The organism is Kribbella sp. NBC_00709 (genome assembly GCF_036226565.1).
Taxonomy (GTDB): Bacteria; Actinomycetota; Actinomycetes; order Propionibacteriales; family Kribbellaceae; genus Kribbella.
On record NZ_CP108996.1, the window covers coordinates 7,173,412 to 7,190,302 of the forward strand.

Here is a 16,891-nt window from a genome sequence, read left to right on the forward strand (position 1 = left end):
TCTCTCGCTCCCTGTTCCTTCTCACTCGTGGAGTCTTGCAGTGCCTTCCTTCCTGGAGGCACCGGTCGCCGGTGCCTATCACTTGCTCACGTCTCTCGTCACAACTCTCCAGCCGCTCGCCGGAACGTACGCCGCGGTGATCGCGATCGTCCTGTGCACCCTCGTCGTACGTCTGTGCCTTGTCCCGCTGAGTGTCCGCGCGCACCGCGGGCTGAAGGCGCGGGCGGTGCTGATGCCGCAGCTGAAGGAGTTGACCGAACGCCACCGCGGCAACCCCGAACGCCTGCAGCGCGAGGTGGCGAAACTGCAGTCAGAGTCGGGGACGACGTTGTTCGCCGGATTCCTGCCGACGCTTGCGCAGGCGCCGTTCTTCTGGCTGATGTACACGCTGTTCTCCCACGCGATGGTGGCGGGGGAGTCGAACCAGCTGATCAGTGGAAGCCTGCTCGGGGCGCCGCTCGGCGTGCACTGGCCGATCATCGCCGGTACGCCGGCATTCGTGGTCGTTGCGGTATTGCTTGCTGTTGTCGCCTGGTTCTCGGCCCGCCTCCAGCTGAGCCAGCTCGACGCGTCAGCGACACCGCTCACTCGGCGCATCGCCCGGCTGCTGCCGTACGGCACCTTGCTGACTGCCGCCTTCGTGCCTTTGGCCGCCGGCCTCTACCTGCTGACCACAACCACCTGGACCGTCGTGGAACGCACGATCCTCAACCGCTGACCAAACCATTGCCTCCCCTCGAGCCATTCTGTTACCGTCTTTATTAAAGCCGGTTGCATAACAGGTTTGGGAGCGATGGACACACCACGAGGAGTCGCCGCTCAGGCTGAGCGTTCGGCGAATCAGGTCGCCTGCCTGCGCTTCCTGGCCGACGCTGCGGACACCGCGAACGCTGCCGATGCGCTGACGGTTGGCGCCATCAGTGCCGGGACCGGGCTCTCGCGCCCGACCGTGCACGCCGTACTCGACGACCTCACCGAGGCCGGCCTCGTCGAACCCACCGAGCCGTCGACCGCCGGACCGGGCCGCCCCGCACGGGCGTTCCGGTTCGCGCGGGAGGCCGGTCTGGTGGCGGGCGTCGACCTCGGCCCGCGCGGCGTACGCGCCATCATCTGCGACCTGTCCGGCCGGCGCGTCGCCTACACCGAGCTCCGGCAGGACCCGAGTCCCGAGCTGATCCAGCGCGCCGTCCACGCGGCGGCCGACAAGTGCGCGATCGACCTCGGGCGCCTGCGCGCGATCGGTGTCGCGCTGCCCGGTGTGATCGAGCCGAACGGCTACCTCCGCGCCAGCCTCGCGCTGCCCGAGCTCGTCGACCTGCCGATCGCGGATGTCGTCGCGGCGGACCTGGGCAAACCTGTTGCCGTTGACAACGACATCAAGCTGGCGGCGCTGGCCGAGCAGCGCGTCGGCGCCGGGAGCGGGTACTCCGATGTCGTCTACCTCCAGATCGGTCAACGGCTGTCCGTGTCGATCGTGCTGAACGGAGTGATCCGGCAAGGACGCCACCGCCTCGCCGGTGAGCTCGGCGCGCAGCGAGGCATGCGCTGGACCCGCAACGCACAACGAGGGCAGCTGGTCTGGGCGTCACACCCGACCGGTGAGGCAGTGCTGACGGCCGCGGCCAACGGCGATGCCGGCGCGCAGGCCGAGATCGAGGACTTCTGCGCGCAGATCGCCGCGCGGATCGCGACGGTGTTGCTGACGGTCGACCCCGAGGTCGTCGTCGTACGGGGTGGGCTCGCGCAGGACAGCGGCGTACTGCTCCGGCCGCTGGTGGCTGCGGTCGAGAAGGAACTGGTTTTCCCCGAACGTCCACCGTTCGTGGCCTCGGCGCTGGGGCGCGAGGCGGTGGTGCTCGGGGCGGTCGGCAACGCGTTCGACCGGTTCGGCTCGGACATCTACGGGGTCAAGGACTACCCGAGTCCGTGGCACCGCATCACTCATGACCATTTGCCACACTGAGAGGACCAGCAAGTGAAGCTAGGAGTCAGCTCGTACTGCTTCCGCGGGCTCATGAACAGCGGCGAGATGGACCTGATCGCCGTTCTGGACTGGGTCGCGGCATCACCCGCCGGGCATATCGAGATCGCCGGCTTGGACGGGGAGTACTACCTGGAGCACGAGGACGTCGTCCGCGACACGGCCAAGCACGCCGAGGAGGTCGGCGTACCGATCGTGAACTACCTGGTCAGCGGTGACCTGCGGACGGCCGACGAGAACGAGATCGACCGGCTCCGCCGGCAACTGGACGTCGCGCACCGGTTCGGCGCCCGCATCTTCCGTCACGACGTCGCTCCCTGGTCCTGGCGTGAACAGGACCCGGGGGAGTTCGAGACGACGTTCGAGAAGGTCGTCGAAGGCTGCCGCGCCGTCGCGGACCACGCCGCCGAGCTCGGCATCGTGTCGACGATCGAGAACCACGGCTTCTTCATGAACGGGAGCGACCGGCTGGCGCGTCTCGTGCACGCCGTGGATCGCCCGAACTTCCGGGTCACCCTCGACCTCGGCAACGGACTCTGTGTCGGTGAGGTGCCCGGCAAGACCGCCGCCGGCCTGATCGACATCGCGGCCTCCATCGGCGTCAAGGACTTCCACATCCGTCGCTCGGCCGGCGACGGCTGGCTGAAGACGCTGGCCGGCGACTACCTGCTCGGCACGATCTCCGGCCACGGTGACGTGGACCTGTCCGGCCTGCTGGCGCTGGTCGCCACCAAGCCCGACGTACCGGTGAGCCTGGAGTTCGAGGGTCTGGAGTCGACCCCGGACGCCATCGAGCGCTCGCTCAACAACATCCTTCGACTGGCGGGAGCCGCCTGACATGACGACCCGAATTGCTGTCATCGGGGTGGGCTCCATCGCCACCCAGCACCTGCTGTCATACCAGAAGAATCCACAGTCCGAACTGGTCGCCGTGTGCGACATCGACCGGACGCGCGCCAAGGCGCAGGCCGACAAGTTCGGCGTCCCGAAGGCGACCGATGTCGTCGACGAGATCCTGGCCGACGACGGTGTCGACGCGGTGAGCATCTGCGTGCCGAACTTCCTGCACGCCAAGTTCGCCGAGGCGGCGCTGCGGGCCGGCAAGGACGTCCTTGTCGAGAAGCCGATGTCCGTGAACGTCGCCGAGGCCGAAGCGCTGGTCCAGGCGACCAAGGAGACCGGACAGGCGCTGCAGATCGGCTACGTACGCCGATTCGCTCCGAACGCCCTGGTGACCAAGCGGTTCCTGGACGAGGGCGAGTTCGGCGACATCTACGCCGCGCGGGCCACGATCATCCGGGCCGCCGGCAACCCCGGTGGCTGGTTCGGTGACGTGTCGGTCTCGGGCGGCGGTCCGCTCATCGACCTGGGTGTCCACATCATCGATCTGTGCTGGTACCTGATGGGGATGCCCGCGCCGGTTTCGGTGTCGGGCGCGACGTTCTCGAAGCTCGGCGCCCGCGACAACATCCAGCACCTGACCCGGTACCGGGCCGCGTCCGAGACGCGGGTGAACAACGTCGAGGACTACGCGACCGCGCAGATCCGCTTCGAGGGCGGGGCGGTCCTCGACGTGGACACGTCGTACTCGCTGCACGCACGGAACTCGACGAGTGTGAAGATCCACGGCTCCAAGGGCGGGGCGGAGATCGAGCCCGAACTGCTGATGATCACCGAGCGGCACGACACCCTGCTGCACATGCAGCCGCAGATCGATTCGCTCGGCTTCGATTTCCAGGTCGGGTTCGCGAACCAGATCGACCACTTCCTGCAGATCTGCCGCCGAGAGATCCCGGCCGACGCCACCGCGGAGCAGGGCCTGGAGATGGCCCGGATGCTGTCGGCGATCTACGAGTCGGCCAAGGCCGGCGCCGAGGTGACCATCGCCCGCTGAGCCTGCTGACTCCGTACGGCGAGGGCGCGTTCAGTCGCGGATCAGCCGGGCCTCGAGACCGTCGAGGATCCGGGTGAGGCCGTAGCTGAACGTGTCCTCGCCGCCTGCTTCGAGGTCCGCCCCGTTGTTGGCCGCGTACAGCGCGCGCATCCGTGGGTACGGCTCGGCGGCGCGGACCGCCGCCGGCCAGACCTCGGCCTGCCAGGACGCCATGTCCTTGCCGCTGCGCTTCAGCTTGCTGATCGTCGCTGCCTCGACCGACGCGATCCCGATCACGAACCCGAGCACGGTCTTCGACGCGTTGTCCGCCTCGATCAGCTCGAACCCTGCGCCGAGGTAGACCCCGAGCATCCGGTCCGACACGTGCATCAGGTTCGGGCCGAGGTAGTTCATGCCGACGTCCGCGAGTGTCGGCGCGGTCCACGGGTGCCGCACGATCATCGCGCGCAGACTGCGCGCCGACGCCTCCGCTGCGTCCCGCCACCGGGCCGGATCGACGACCTCGGGCACGTCGATCTCGCCGTACACCTCGTCGACGACGAGCTCGAGCAGCTCCTCTTTGTTTGCAACGTGCCAGTAGACCGCCGTCGCGACCGCGCCGAGAGCGGCGCCGAGCTTGCGCATCGTCAGCGCCTCCAGGCCGTGCGCGTCCAGCAGCTTGATCGCCTCCGCAACGATCTGCTCCTGGGTGAGCGCAGGCTGCTCGCGCCGCCGGCCGCGCTTGGGCCGGGTCCAGACGGACGCGTACTCCTCGGTCGCCATGGGCGTCATCGTAGCGCATCTCTTGAACGATGTGCAGTTGACTTGACCAGTGTTCAATCTATATTGCACACTGTTCAAGCAAGCTGAACAGCGTTCAATAAACTCGAGGAGGTGCGCGATGACCGATCGTCATCCGCGTCGGTGGCTGATCCTGATCGTGCTCTGCCTGAGCACCCTGGTGCTGGTGCTGGACAACGGCGTACTGATGGTGGCGATCCCGGCGCTGACCGAGGACCTGGGGGCGTCCGCCCAGGAGATCCAGTGGATCGTCGCCAGCTACATCCTGGTCTTCGCCGGCCTCCTGCTGACCGCGGGCAGCCTGTCGGACCGGTACGGGCGCAAGCGGGTGATGATCGCCGGCCTCGCGATCTTCGGTGCGGCGTCCCTGGCCGCGACGTACGCCGGGAGTCCGGAGATGCTGATCACCGGGCGGGTGCTGATGGGGATCGGCGGCGCCGTGGTGATGCCGAGCACCCTGTCGATCCTGATCACGGTGTTCGACGACGAGGAACGGCGCAAGGCGATGTCGATCTGGAGCTCAGTGCTGATGATCGGGCTGATCGGCGGTCCGGTGATGGGCGGCGCGCTGATCGCGGAGTTCTGGTGGGGCTCGGTGTTCCTGGTCAACGTGCCGGTGGTCGCGCTGGCGATCGTGGCCGCGCTGGTCTGGATGCCGGAGTCCAAGGGTCCGTGGCGGAAGCCGGACCCGCTCGGCGCGCTGCTCTCGATCGTGGGGCTGACCTCGCTGGTGTGGGTGATCATCGAGCTGCCGGAGCGCGGCGTGTCCTGGCCGGCGCTGGTGATCGCAGTGGCCGGGCTGACTGCCTTCATCGTCTGGGAGCTGCACACGCCGGTGCCGATGGTTCCGCTCGCGCTGTTCCGGGACCGGAACTTCAGTGGCGGAAGCCTGTCGCTGGTGCTCGTGCAGATCGGAAACGGCGGTCTGATCCTGGCGTTGACGCAGTACCTGCAGTTCGTGCTCGGGTACTCGCCGACGCACGCGGGTCTCGCCATGGCGCCGATGGCGGTCGCGGTGATCGTCGTGAACGGTCTGGGTGCGACGCTCGGACAGAAGATCGGCAACCGGCCAATGACCGTGATCGGGCTGGTCGTCCTGGCCGGCGGCTTCGGGGTCCTGTCCAGGCTGTCGGCGACGGACGGGTTCGGCATGGTGGCGTTGGCGCTGCTGGTGATCGGAGCGGGTGGGGGACTGGCTCAGCCCGCGGCGACCACGGCGCTGATGGGCGCCGTACCGCAGGAGCATGCGGGTGTCGGTTCGGCGTTGAACGACGCCGTACAGCAGGCTGGGGCGGCGCTTGGGATCGCGATCCTTGGTAGTGCGCTGGCTAGTGGATTCACTTCGGCGATGCCGGGCTCGGCGCCCGCGGCGGCCCGGCGTTCGATCGGCGAGGCGCTGGCTGTCGCAGGCAGCACTGGGGACATGGGCCTCGCCCAGGTCGCGAAGGTGTCGTTTGTGCACGCGATGTCCGGGACGTTCATCGCGAGCGGAATTGCGGTCCTGGGATCGGCGGTCCTGGCCTTCGTCCTCCTGCGTGACAAGAAGACCGCCGACGAGCCCGTCGACGAGGTCGTCGCGGTCAACTGAGCAGGGCAGTGGTGATGGGGTCGGCGTACTCCTCGAGCCAGACCTGGCGACGCCGGATCAGGTCGCCGACCCCATCGCTCCACATCCGCTGCCAGCCGCCGCCGAGAGTCTCCGCGCGGTACTTCATCGTGTGCCAGGTGCGCTGGTCGCGGCCGATCGCGAGGTCCATCAACCGGCGGCGGTCTGGATCCGAGAGACCGTAGGCGTCGGCGAGGAGGCGGCAGCGGCGCGGTTGGTCGAGGCCTCGGAGCTTCGGATCGAGATCGACCTCGTCACCGAACGGCGCCCACCACAGCATCAGATTGACCACCTCGGCCGCCCGGCTCACAGGTCGCGCCAGGTCGAAGTCGATCAGCGCGTACGCGCGGCCGTCGCGGAAGATGACGTTCTCCGGCGTGACGTCCTGATGCCCGACCAGCTCCGGCGTATCGGCGAGCTGTGGTAGCCCGGCCGGCTCGATCGGCGCGGGCAGATTCTGCGGGATGCCGAATCCTTCGACGGCATCGTGGTACGCACGCAGCAGGCGAGCGACCGAGACCGCCCGCTCCTCGTCGGCGATCCAGGACGGCCGCGGGCGACCGGCGACCTCACCCTCGACGTACGTAAGCGTCTGACGGCCGGCCGAGTCGACGCCGAGGTATCGCGGCGCTCCCTCGAAGCCGACCTTCTCGAGATACAGCAGCACGTCCCGAACGAGCTCATCCCGCTCACCCGGCGGCCGCCGTACCGTGTCGCCGACGCGGACCAGCCCCTCGGTCACGTCGCCCCCGAGCAGCGGAATCTCTTCGCCGTCCTCGATCACTCAAGCCCTCATTCCGCAGTGTGGTCCCGGCACCTGATCCTAGGGCTCGCGTTCGCCGGACTCTCCTGAATTATCGGCAGTTGATTTGCCAACCTGGCAAAGATGTTTGCACAACGACGGCGGGCCGACGCAGCATCGGCAGATGACAACCGAGCAACTTTCCGAGGACTACTGGGACGCGTTCTACGCCGAGCACGATCAGGTCTGGAGCGGCCGGCCGAACGTCGTCCTGGTCGACGAGGTGTCCGACCTTCCGCCGGGCCGGGCGCTCGACCTCGGCTGCGGCGAAGGCGCCGACGCGATCTGGCTCGCGCAACAGGGCTGGACAGTGACCGGCGTCGATATCTCGTCGGTCGCGCTGGGCCGGGCTGCGCAGCATGCGAAGGACGCCGGGGTCGACGGCCGGATCGACTGGCAGCAGCACGAGCTGGGGCAGTCGTTCCCGGACGGCGAGTTCGATCTCGTGTCGGTCCAGTTCCTGCACTCCAAGACCGAGCTGCCGCGGGACGCCATCCTGCGCGCGGCGGCCGCCGTCGTCGCGTCGGGCGGAGTACTGCTGATCGAGGGACACCTGGGGTTCCCGCCGGGCGAACACAACCCGCACCCCGACATCCACTTCCCGACCCCTGACGAGGTGATCGCCGGCCTCGACCTACCGGACGGCGAATGGGATACGCTGGTTGGTCGTGTGCATGACCGAGCGCAGGTGATGCGCGACGGTGAGCTGATCAACCGCCGCGACTGCACGGTCAAGCTCCGACGCCGCTGAGGCTGTTCACCCGCACGTCATGATGGGGGCTGAGTCTGTCGTTATGAACACGCCCGATCTGGTGCAAGAGCTCGGCTTCCGCGTGCTGGACGAGGAGGACGACGACCCGGTGCTGCTGCGTGCCGACGGTACGCCGGTAGACACCTGGCGTGAGGGTTATCCGTACGGCGAACGGCTGCCGCGGGAGATCTACGACCGGGACAAGCGGCTGCTCCAGATCGAACTGCTGAAGCTGCAGTACTGGGTCAAGCGGTCCAAGCAACGGATGGTGATCGTGTTCGAGGGACGCGACGCGGCAGGCAAGGGCGGGACGATCAAGCGGTTCATGGAACACCTGAACCCGCGCGGCGCGAGCATCGTCGCGCTCGAGAAGCCGACCGAACGCGAGCAGACGCAGTGGTACTTCCAGCGGTACGTCGCGCACCTGCCGGCGGCCGGTGAGATCACGATGTTCGACCGGTCCTGGTACAACCGCGCCTGCGTCGAGCACGTGATGGGTTACTGCTCGCAGGACCAGTACGAGGAGTTCATGCGGCAGGCGCCGGAGTTCGAGCGGATGCTGGTCCGGTCCGGGATCCTGCTCGTCAAGCTGTGGTTCTCCGTGTCGCAGGCCGAACAGCAGACCCGCTTCACGATCCGCCAGATCGACCCGGTCCGGCAGTGGAAACTGTCCCCGACCGACCTCGCGTCCCTCGACAAGTGGGCGGCGTACACCGAGGCCAAAGAGGCGATGTTCCACTACACCGACACGCCGCACGCCCCGTGGACGGTGGTGAAGAGCAACGACAAGAAACGCGCCCGCCTGGAAGCGATGCGCCACGTCCTGAGCCTGTACGACTACACCGACAAGGACCACGAACTCGTCGGCGCCCCCGACCCCAAGATCCTCGGCCCCGCCGCCCAGGTCCTCGAGCACGGCGAAACGGCCAACCGCGCCTTCCCCGCCCTCTGAGGAGACTTTTCGGCGCGTAGCTGGAGGGTTTCTGGCGGCTATCGCAGCAAAACCCTCCTAGCACCTCAGCGGTGGCGTCAGCGGGTGGCGGGGACCGGGAGGTGGATGGTGAAGGTGGTGCCGGTGGGGGTGTTGTCCGTGACGGTGACCCGGCCGTGGTGGGCGGCTACTAGGGCGGCGACTATGGAGAGGCCTAGGCCGGAGCCGCCGGTGGTGCGGGTTCGGGCGGTGTCGGCTCGGTAGAAGCGTTCGAAGACTCGGGCCTTTTGTTCGTCGGTCAGGCCGGGGCCCGTGTCGCTGACCTCGAGGATTGCCTCCGTGCCGCGGGTACCGACGGAGACGGTGATGGGGGATTCGACGGGGGTGTGGTGGAGGGCGTTGCTGACCAGGTTGCCGAGGACCTGGCGTAGGCGGGCCTCGTCGCCTTCGACCACCGGGGCCTCTGAGTCGGGCAGGATTCGCAGCGAGATGTTGCGGTCGGGCTGGACGGCTTGGGCGTTGTGCAGAGCGTCGGCGGCGATCGGGAGCAGGTCGACTGACTCCATCCGCAACTGCCGCTGCTGATCCAGTCGAGCCAGCAACAGCAGGTCGTCGACGAGCAGGCCCATCCGTTTGGCCTCGTCCTCGATGCGGCGCATGGTGTCAGAGTCCGTCACATCACCGCGCTGCCGCGACAACTCCGCAAACCCGCGGATCGACGTCAACGGCGTACGCAGCTCGTGCGACGCATCCGCCACGAACCGCCGCATCCGATCCTCGGACTGACGTGCGGCCTCTTCCGACTGCCGCGCCGCATCCTCGGATCGTCGAGCGGCGAACTCCGAGGCGGTGCGCTGCGCGAACGCGGTCTCGATCTGCCCGAGCATCTGGTTCAGCGCGAGCGACAGCCGCCCGACCTCGGTCCGCGGATCCCGCTGCGGTACCCGTCGGCTCAGGTCGCCGCCGGCGATCGCGACGGCGGTGTGCTCGACGTCCTCGAGTCCGCGCAGACTCCGCCGTACGACGTAGGTCCCGACGCCGGCCAGCAGGATCAGCAGGATGACTCCGGCGGCCGCCTGGATCCCGACGAGCCGCTGGATCGTGTGGTCCATTTCCTTCAGGCTCTGCGCCACCATGACCGATCCCTGGTCGTCATCGGTCGGCACCGCCAGCACTCGCCAGGTCGCGCCGCCGGACGTGGCGCCGACGTTGAACGACTTCCCATCGAGTGCCCGGACCTGGTTCAGGTTGAGCGTCGGCAGCTTCGGCAACGGCTCCGGGCTGTTCTCGGCCAGCCGCGACCCAACCGGTCCGTTGTCGCTCGTCCCCTCGGAGTCGTTGAACTGCACCACGAACTGACTCGGCAACTGCCGCCGCCCAGGTCCGGCACCTGGCGGGAGTGGACGCCGATCGGGCTGGACGTGCGACAGCGGTACGGCGGTCTGCTGCAGCTGCTCGTCGACGCGGTCGATCAGGTACCCGCGCATGATCGTGGTCGCCAGTACGCCGGACGCCCCCAGAGCAACCACCACCAGCGCCAGCAGGACCACGACGATGGTGACGCGCAACGGGTACCGATCGGCGAGCCGTCGGTGGGTCAGTTGCATCAGTTGGGGCCTCGCGGGGTGCGCAGGACGTAGCCGACCCCGCGGACGGTGTGGAGCAGCTTCTGGTCGCCGGTGTCGACCTTACGGCGCAGGTACGACATGTACGACTCGACCACGCCCGCATCGCCGGCGAAGTCGTAGTTCCACACGGCGGAGAGGATCTGGCCCTTCGACATGACCCGCTCGGCGTTCTCCAGCAGGCAGCGCAGCAGCTTGAACTCGGTCAGCGACAGCTGGACGGCCTGACCGGCCTTGAACACCTCGTAGCTGTCCTCGTTCAGCTCCAGGTCCGCATACCGCAGTACGGCGGCCTCGGTCGCGGTCTGCTCGCGGTGACCGGACCGACGGAGCAGGGCGCGCACCCGAGCGACCAGCTCGTCGAGGCTGAACGGCTTGGTGACGTAGTCGTCGCCACCGGTCTGCAGCCCGAGCACCTTGTCCTCGACGGCGTCCCGGGCGGTCAGGAACAGCACCGGCACATGCCGGTCCTCACCGCGTAGCCGACGGACTACCTCGAACCCGTCCAGCCCGGGCATCATCACGTCGAGCACCACCAGGTCGGGCTCCACGTCACGCGCCTTGCGCAGCGCCTCGGCGCCGTGGGTCGCCGTGCTCACGTCGTACCCGGCGAAACGCAGACTCGCGGACAGCAGCTCGACAATGTTCGGCTCGTCGTCGACCACCAGCAGATGCGGACTCATGCTGACAGTGTGCCGCCAGTACCCATGTGAACCCTGGAAGCTTCCTGGCAATCACCTGTGAGTCGTCAGGAGCCGCTATGACTACTCAGCGTGGTCCGTGCTTGAAGCCCCACTTCTGCCCGGCCGCGTCGCGGGCGGAGCCGTCGTTGATCATGGTCGCGGTCGCGGTGTTGTCCGCCACCACAGCGCTCACGGTCACGGTGCTGCCGGTCTTGATCGACGAGATGCCGTCCCGGGCCGAGTTCACCAGGGTCTCGGCGTCGACCTTGTACGTCCGGCTGTAGCCGTCGTCGCTCTTGAGCGTGATGGAGTCCTTGCTGACCGCGGTCACCGACCCACGCTGCGTCGCGACGGTCTGATAGCCGCCGCCGTCCTTCGGTACGACGAACTCGCCGTGCAACGCACCGCCCATCCCGAACTCACCGCGCGGCCCGAAGCCGCCCTTGCCGGGCCGGTCGGGCTTCTGCTGCGGCCCTGGTGTAGATGGTGACGCCGAGGGCGACGGCGTCGGATCCGCGTTGGTCGCCGCCCAGGCGACCCCGCCGGCGGTGGTCGTCGCGGCAACGGCGGCCACGGTCCCGATCAGCCGCCATCGCTTCTGCGAAAGCTTCATCCTGCTGCGCCTTCCGTACTGCGTGCCAAGCCGTCAGCCGGCACTGGTTCTTTCCACACTGCTCCGCGGAACTGAGACGAAGCTCCGCTGCGGCTGAGAATCAGCTGGCAATCAGACGATGAAGAGGACTGCGATCAGCCAGAGGGCAGCGGCCAGGGAGGTGCCGATGAGCTCGATCAGAATCGATACCCCGGTCTCGCGGAGCGCGTGCTTGGTCGACGTCCACGCGGCCGCGTGCGTGTGCAGCCGCTGCAGCTCGGACAGGTAGACGCCGACCGGGAAGCCGATGAACATGCCGACCACCGGGATCACGAAGAACCCGACGATCCCGAGCAGGACCCCGATCACCATCGAGCGGCGCGGTACTCCGGCTTCGCGAAGCCGGCGCTCCGGTACGACGTACTTGACCACCTGACTGGCACCGATCAGGACCACGGTGATCGCGAACACGATCCACCCGGTCGCACTGCGCTCGACGATCGCCCAGACCAGGATCGCCGCCAGACTGAGGATCGCGCCGGGCAGGATCGGCACGACAATGCCCACGATCCCGACGAAGATCGCGATCCCGACCAGCACGGTCACACCAGTTTCCACACCCACACTCTGCCGCACAGCGAGCCCCTTAGGGTGAAGACATGTCCCAGTTGCACGAATTGGTCACCGCGCTCGCCGCTCCCTGGGTGGTTCTCTCGCCCCGATCCGGTCAGCTCACCGGCTCCGGCGCCGAGGGGGTGTACGCGCGGGACCGCCGGATCCTGTCGCTGCTGAGCGTCACCGTCGACGGCCGCGAACCGATTCCGGTGCACGTCGACGAGCGGGACGCAGCCACCCATCAGTACGTCGCGATGGTCGAAGGACTCGGCGACACCAGGCACGACCCGACTGTGATGCTGTACCGGACCCGCATGATCCACGACGACGGCCTGACCGAGCAGATCACGCTGGTGAACCGCTCCCGCTCGGCGATCGAGGGCCGGCTGGATGTTGCCCTCGGCACCGATCTGGCCGGCACGGCCGCGGTCCGCAGCGGCGCCGCCACGAGCCTGCCGCAGATTACGCCGCTCCCGGACGGCCCCGGCCGCACCCGCTGGGAGCGCGACGACACCCGCGTCGTCGTTACCGCCGATCCCGCTTTCTCGGCGACGCCGCGGCTGGAGCCGGGGGAGGAGTTCACGATCACCCTGCGCGTCGCCGCCGATTTCCCGAAGTCGACCACCGGGTTCTCGATCGAGCCGCCCGCCGAGCGCACGCCGTACGACGTCACCGTCCACTGCGACGACAAGCGGGTCGACCGTTGGCTGGACCGCTCGCTGGAGGACATCGGCGCGCTCCAGTTGGCAGCCGACGACAACCGCTACCTCGGCGCCGGCCCGCCCTGGTACCTCACGCTCTTCGGCCGCGACTCGCTGATCTCGTCCGGCATGCTGATCCCGGTCGACCCGGAACTGGCTGCAGGCACGCTGCGAGCGCTGGCCGCCTGGCAGGGTACGAAGGTCGACGCCGGATCTGCCGAACAGCCCGGCAAGATCCCGCACGAGCTGCGAGCCGAGGTCGCCGATCACGGTGGCGGCCTGGTCCTCCCTGCGGCGTACTACGGCACGCACGACGCGACCGAGCTGTGGATCATGACGTTGCACAAGGCGTGGCGCTGGGGCATGCCCGCCGACGAGGTTCGAGACCTGCTGCCGAACCTGCAGCGCGCGCTCACGTGGATGAAGGAGTACGCCGACCCGGACGGCGACGGCTTCCTCGAGTACATCGACGAGTCCGGTCATGGCTTGGCCAACCAAGGCTGGAAGGACTCCGCCGACGCGGTCCAGTGGCCCGACGGCACGCTCGCGACGGCACCGATCGCGTTGTGCGAGGTGCAGGGCTATGCCTACGCAGCCGCGGTGAAGGGCGCCGAACTGCTCGAGGCCCACGGCGAATCCGGTGACGAATGGCGCGAATGGGCCGTCGCGCTGCAGGAGCGCTTCCGCAAGACGTTCTGGGTCGACGGCTACCCGGCGATCGCACTCGACGGCGCGAAGAACCCGGTCGTCGGCCGAGCGTCGAACATGGGCCACCTGCTCGGCACCGGTCTGCTCGACGCGGACGAGGAGCAGGTGGTCGCAGACGTCCTCGCCGGCGCCGACCTGAACAGCGGCTTCGGGCTGCGAACGTTGTCCACGGCAATGACCCGCTTCAACCCGCTCGGCTACCACACCGGCAGCGTCTGGCCGCACGACACCGCGATGACGGTCCAGGGCCTGTTCGCGACCGGCCAGTCAGACGTCGCCTCGTCCTACGTCGAGGGCCTGATCCGTGCCGCGGAGGGATTCGGCTACCGGCTTCCGGAGTTGTACGGCGGCCGCGGGACGAGCGAGGAGACCACGCCGACGCCGTACCCGCTGTCGTGCCGTCCGCAGGCCTGGGCCGCCGCATCCGCGGTCGCCGTACTCGTCGCCGCTCTCGGGATCGAGCCGGACGTGCCGGGCGGAACCCTGATCATCAACCCCGCGGAGTCGATGCCCTGGAACGCCCTCGAGGTCAGGGGCTTGCGGGTCGGCGGCGAGACGTTGTCCGTGCGCCTCGACGGCGACGAGCTGACCATCCTTGAAGCGCCTCAGAGTGCGGTGATCAGGGCGAACGCCGACAGTCCGAGGTAGATCGTCGCGACGACCAGGTTCCGTCCGCGGCCCGTCGTACGCACCGATCGGAAGCGTCGTCCGATCGCATCGGCGCCGACGGCGTAGCAGAGGTCGAAGGTGAGGCCGATCAGCATCGCGCCGACGCCGAGCAGCAGCATCTCGGTGCGGAGCTGATCGGGTCCGGCGCCGCGGGTGGTGAACTGCGGGAGGAACGCGAGGAAGAAGAGCGCGGCCTTGGGGTTGAGCAGGTTGACCACGACCCCGTCGCGGAACACCCGCCCCAAGGGTGCGGGCGCAAGACCGTTCAGCTCGGCGGACGACGCCCTGAGCGTCTTGATGCCCAGGTAGGCGAGATACAGCGCGCCGGTGACGGTGATCGCGGTGAACAGCACCGGGGAGGCCTGCACCACCGCGGCCAGGCCGAGGGCCGTGACGACGATGTAGACGAGCGTCCCGGTCTCGATGGCGAGCGCGGAGACCAAGCCGGCGCGGCGTCCCTGGGTGAGGCTGCGCAGCGAGATGTACAGGTTGTTCGGCCCCGGCATCCCGACCAGCACCATCGTCGCGCCGCCGAACCCCAGCACCTGTCCGATTCCCATGCGGACTAGCCTGGCGGCGCGAGAAGCAGTCCACCCGAGCCAATTGGGGGAGAAGTGGACCGTTCTGGAGACCGCATTGCGCTGGCTCACCTGATCGGCCACCGGCTGACGGCACGCTCCGGCGGCCTGTACCGGCAGCTCGCCGACGAGATCGCCGCGCTGATCGGATCCGCCGAGCTCCCGGTCGGCGCCCGCCTGCCCGCCGAACGCCGGCTGGCCGAATCGCTCGCGATCAGTCGCTCGACGGTCGTCGCGGCGTACGACGAACTCCGTGCCCGCGGACTGGTCGAGAGCCGCCGCGGCAGCGGTACGACGGTGGCGCGCGCGGCCGGACGTGGTCGTTCACGAGCGGACAAGCGGATGCCCACCGGGTACGGCGAGTCGCTGTTCCACCGGATCACGGTCGGCCCCGGCGAAGTCATCTCACTGACGTACGCCGTCGATCCTGGGCTGCCCGAACTCTCCTCCGAGCTGATCGACCTGGCGTCCACCGAGCTGCCCGCACTGCTCGGCGATGTCGGCTACCACCCGCGCGGCCTGCCGGTACTGCGGGAGCGGATCGCCGATCACTTCACCGACTCCGGACTGCCGACGTCACCGGACGAGATCGTCGTGACGACCGGTGCGCATCAGGCGATCGCCTTGGTGACGCAGATGTACCTGCGCAACGGCGCGGCGGTTGCGATCGAGCAGCCCAGCTGGCCGGGCTGCTTCGACCTGTTCGGCGCGGCCGGCGGGCGGGTGGTCGGCGTACCGCTGGACGATGCCGGGATCCGGCCGGACCTGCTGGCTGCGGTGTTCGCCGAGCACCAGCCGGCGATGTTGTTCGTGATGCCGACGTTCCACAATCCGACCGGCCGGCTGATGTCGGCCAACCGTCGTCGGCAGGTCGCCGAACTCGCCGCGCGGCACGGGGTCGTGGTGGTCGAGGACAACGCGTACTCCGCCTGGGATCCGTCCGGGCCGGCGATCCCGCCGCCGTTGGCGGCCTACTCGCCGGACGATGCCGAGGTCCTGACGATCGGGTCGGTGTCGAAGGCGGTCTGGGGTGGGCTGCGGATCGGCTGGATCCGTGCGTCGCGGCCGTTGTCGGAACGGCTGGCCAGGCACAAGGCACTGGCCGATCTGGGCAGTCCGTTGATCGATCAGGCGCTCACGGCGCGGTTGCTGCCGCGACTGACGGAGCTGACGGCGACCCGGGCGCGGTTGGCGACGGCGCGGAAGAAGCTGATGGGGCAGTTGCTGACCGAGCGACTACCGGACTGGGAGTGGTCGGTGCCGGTCGGCGGGTCCGCGCTGTGGATCCGGCTGCCGGACACCGACGCGCGCGTGTTCGCCCAGGTCGCGTTGCGGCACGGCGTCGAGGTGGTGGCCGGTCAGGCGATGGATCCGTCCGGCTCGCACGACGACTACCTACGGGTGCCGTTCGCCTACTCGGAACAAGTGCTTGATGATGCGGTCGCCCGGCTGGCGCGCGCCTGGCAAGAACTGCGGCGGCACGGCCCCGGGCCCGGAGTACCTGTCGTGTAAAGGAAGGATGGCGGTCACCCGTCCGGGTGAACCGCCATCGAAGCCTTTATGACTTTGGCGCCGCCGTTGGCGCGTTTTGAACCGCCTGTGGGGGTTACCGCTCTTCTTCCGCGGCGACCGTTGGGGTCGTCTGGAGCCGACCGGTCTCGTCGTGGATCGTGATCGCGATGTCGCGCAGCTTCTCCGAGTGCTCCCGGCCGTGGTGGGCGCAGAAGAGTAGCTCCCCACCGCTGGTCAGGGTGACTCGGACGTAGGCCTGCGCACCGCAGCGGTCACAACGATCCGCGGCCGACAGGGCCGAACTCGGGGCGAGTGCTGTAGTCATTGAGGCCTCATCTCATCTAGTTCCGTACTCACCAGATAGCAACATCCTGACATGCGGATCGCTTCCCGGTGGGGACAACGTGTCCGAATGTGAGACGAACCACCTGTCCTCGTATGACGCTTGCTGACAGGGAATCGT

17 protein-coding genes are annotated in these 16,891 nt (G+C 68.3%); 9 read left to right on the forward strand and 8 right to left on the reverse strand.

Features of this window, described 5'->3' with window-relative positions; translation table 11 throughout:
* Positions 1-40 precede the first annotated feature (40 nt).
* From OHA18_RS35040 to OHA18_RS35055, 4 genes are all read left to right on the forward strand, one after another.
* Positions 41-718: a YidC/Oxa1 family membrane protein insertase gene (locus OHA18_RS35040; protein ID WP_328999650.1), complete on the forward strand. Its 678-nt coding sequence runs from the start codon at positions 41-43 to the stop codon at positions 716-718.
* 75 nt (positions 719-793) lie between these two features.
* Complete coding sequence (locus OHA18_RS35045) at positions 794-1,963, forward strand: ROK family transcriptional regulator (protein WP_328999651.1); 1,170 nt, start codon at positions 794-796, stop codon at positions 1,961-1,963.
* 12 nt (positions 1,964-1,975) lie between these two features.
* Positions 1,976-2,818 (forward strand): sugar phosphate isomerase/epimerase family protein, encoded by an 843-nt coding sequence (locus OHA18_RS35050; protein ID WP_328999652.1) that lies wholly within the window; start codon positions 1,976-1,978, stop codon positions 2,816-2,818.
* A gap of 1 nt (position 2,819) precedes the next feature.
* Positions 2,820-3,875: a Gfo/Idh/MocA family protein gene (locus tag OHA18_RS35055; RefSeq protein ID WP_328999653.1), complete on the forward strand. Its 1,056-nt coding sequence runs from the start codon at positions 2,820-2,822 to the stop codon at positions 3,873-3,875.
* Between the two features lie 30 nt (positions 3,876-3,905).
* On the opposite strand, the gene OHA18_RS35060 is transcribed toward OHA18_RS35055, so the two are convergent.
* Positions 3,906-4,637: a TetR/AcrR family transcriptional regulator gene (locus OHA18_RS35060; RefSeq protein WP_328999654.1), complete on the reverse strand. Its 732-nt coding sequence runs from the start codon at positions 4,635-4,637 to the stop codon at positions 3,906-3,908.
* Between the two features lie 118 nt (positions 4,638-4,755).
* On the opposite strand from OHA18_RS35060, the gene OHA18_RS35065 reads away from it, so the two are divergent.
* Complete coding sequence (locus tag OHA18_RS35065; RefSeq protein WP_328999655.1) at positions 4,756-6,243, forward strand: MFS transporter; 1,488 nt, start codon at positions 4,756-4,758, stop codon at positions 6,241-6,243.
* On the opposite strand, the gene OHA18_RS35070 is transcribed toward OHA18_RS35065, so the two are convergent.
* Complete coding sequence (locus OHA18_RS35070) at positions 6,236-7,045, reverse strand: phosphotransferase (RefSeq protein ID WP_328999656.1); 810 nt, start codon at positions 7,043-7,045, stop codon at positions 6,236-6,238. The two genes, OHA18_RS35065 and OHA18_RS35070, sit on opposite strands and share 8 nt — an antisense overlap.
* 142 nt (positions 7,046-7,187) lie before the next feature.
* Between OHA18_RS35070 and OHA18_RS35075 the strand changes: the two genes are divergently transcribed.
* The gene (locus OHA18_RS35075; protein ID WP_328999657.1) at positions 7,188-7,814 is read left to right on the forward strand and encodes a class I SAM-dependent methyltransferase; all 627 of its coding nucleotides are present in this window, start codon (positions 7,188-7,190) and stop codon (positions 7,812-7,814) included.
* 43 nt (positions 7,815-7,857) lie between these two features.
* Positions 7,858-8,766 carry a polyphosphate kinase 2 gene (ppk2, locus tag OHA18_RS35080; RefSeq protein ID WP_328999658.1) on the forward strand — a complete coding sequence of 303 codons (909 nt, stop codon included), beginning with the start codon at positions 7,858-7,860 and terminating at the stop codon, positions 8,764-8,766.
* A gap of 77 nt (positions 8,767-8,843) precedes the next feature.
* Here the strand turns inward: ppk2 and OHA18_RS35085 are convergent, their stop codons facing one another.
* The 4 genes from OHA18_RS35085 to OHA18_RS35100 all read right to left on the reverse strand — a co-directional run bounded on the left by OHA18_RS35085 (position 8,844) and on the right by OHA18_RS35100 (position 12,263).
* Positions 8,844-10,352 (reverse strand): sensor histidine kinase, encoded by a 1,509-nt coding sequence (locus tag OHA18_RS35085; RefSeq protein ID WP_328999659.1) that lies wholly within the window; start codon positions 10,350-10,352, stop codon positions 8,844-8,846.
* Positions 10,352-11,053, reverse strand: coding sequence for a response regulator transcription factor (locus OHA18_RS35090; protein WP_328999660.1), 702 nt, complete (start codon positions 11,051-11,053; stop codon positions 10,352-10,354). The genes OHA18_RS35085 and OHA18_RS35090 overlap by 1 nt, the downstream gene beginning before the upstream one ends.
* Positions 11,054-11,138: 85 nt before the next feature.
* Positions 11,139-11,666 carry a DUF5666 domain-containing protein gene (locus tag OHA18_RS35095; protein ID WP_328999661.1) on the reverse strand — a complete coding sequence of 176 codons (528 nt, stop codon included), beginning with the start codon at positions 11,664-11,666 and terminating at the stop codon, positions 11,139-11,141.
* Positions 11,667-11,777: 111 nt separating this feature from the next.
* The gene (locus OHA18_RS35100) at positions 11,778-12,263 is read right to left on the reverse strand and encodes a DUF456 domain-containing protein (protein ID WP_328999662.1); all 486 of its coding nucleotides are present in this window, start codon (positions 12,261-12,263) and stop codon (positions 11,778-11,780) included.
* A 41-nt stretch (positions 12,264-12,304) separates the two neighbouring features.
* Here OHA18_RS35100 and OHA18_RS35105 point away from each other — a divergent pair, with 41 nt between their 5' ends.
* The gene (locus tag OHA18_RS35105) at positions 12,305-14,317 is read left to right on the forward strand and encodes an amylo-alpha-1,6-glucosidase (RefSeq protein WP_328999663.1); all 2,013 of its coding nucleotides are present in this window, start codon (positions 12,305-12,307) and stop codon (positions 14,315-14,317) included.
* Here the strand turns inward: OHA18_RS35105 and OHA18_RS35110 are convergent.
* Positions 14,275-14,898 (reverse strand): LysE family translocator, encoded by a 624-nt coding sequence (locus tag OHA18_RS35110; RefSeq protein WP_328999664.1) that lies wholly within the window; start codon positions 14,896-14,898, stop codon positions 14,275-14,277. The two genes, OHA18_RS35105 and OHA18_RS35110, sit on opposite strands and share 43 nt — an antisense overlap.
* A gap of 54 nt (positions 14,899-14,952) precedes the next feature.
* Here OHA18_RS35110 and yczR point away from each other — a divergent pair, with 54 nt between their 5' ends.
* The gene (yczR, locus tag OHA18_RS35115; RefSeq protein ID WP_328999665.1) at positions 14,953-16,428 is read left to right on the forward strand and encodes an aminotransferase-like domain-containing protein; all 1,476 of its coding nucleotides are present in this window, start codon (positions 14,953-14,955) and stop codon (positions 16,426-16,428) included.
* Between the two features lie 94 nt (positions 16,429-16,522).
* On the opposite strand, the gene OHA18_RS35120 is transcribed toward yczR, so the two are convergent.
* Complete coding sequence (locus OHA18_RS35120; RefSeq protein WP_328999666.1) at positions 16,523-16,753, reverse strand: DUF7455 domain-containing protein; 231 nt, start codon at positions 16,751-16,753, stop codon at positions 16,523-16,525.
* Between the last annotated feature and the right edge of the window lie 138 nt (positions 16,754-16,891).

Coding starts and splice junctions, on each gene's coding strand:
- OHA18_RS35060 (WP_328999654.1), bottom strand. CDS start 4,637: ATGGCGACCGAGGAGTACGCGTCCGTCTGGACCCGGCCCAAGCGCGGC.
- OHA18_RS35075 (WP_328999657.1), top strand. CDS start 7,188: ATGACAACCGAGCAACTTTCCGAGGACTACTGGGACGCGTTCTACGCC.
- OHA18_RS35055 (WP_328999653.1), top strand. CDS start 2,820: ATGACGACCCGAATTGCTGTCATCGGGGTGGGCTCCATCGCCACCCAG.
- OHA18_RS35110 (WP_328999664.1), bottom strand. CDS start 14,898: ATGGGAATCGGACAGGTGCTGGGGTTCGGCGGCGCGACGATGGTGCTG.
- OHA18_RS35065 (WP_328999655.1), top strand. CDS start 4,756: ATGACCGATCGTCATCCGCGTCGGTGGCTGATCCTGATCGTGCTCTGC.
- OHA18_RS35085 (WP_328999659.1), bottom strand. CDS start 10,352: ATGCAACTGACCCACCGACGGCTCGCCGATCGGTACCCGTTGCGCGTC.
- OHA18_RS35105 (WP_328999663.1), top strand. CDS start 12,305: ATGTCCCAGTTGCACGAATTGGTCACCGCGCTCGCCGCTCCCTGGGTG.
- OHA18_RS35120 (WP_328999666.1), bottom strand. CDS start 16,753: ATGACTACAGCACTCGCCCCGAGTTCGGCCCTGTCGGCCGCGGATCGT.
- OHA18_RS35045 (WP_328999651.1), top strand. CDS start 794: ATGGACACACCACGAGGAGTCGCCGCTCAGGCTGAGCGTTCGGCGAAT.
- OHA18_RS35095 (WP_328999661.1), bottom strand. CDS start 11,666: ATGAAGCTTTCGCAGAAGCGATGGCGGCTGATCGGGACCGTGGCCGCC.
- ppk2 (WP_328999658.1), top strand. CDS start 7,858: ATGAACACGCCCGATCTGGTGCAAGAGCTCGGCTTCCGCGTGCTGGAC.
- OHA18_RS35090 (WP_328999660.1), bottom strand. CDS start 11,053: ATGAGTCCGCATCTGCTGGTGGTCGACGACGAGCCGAACATTGTCGAG.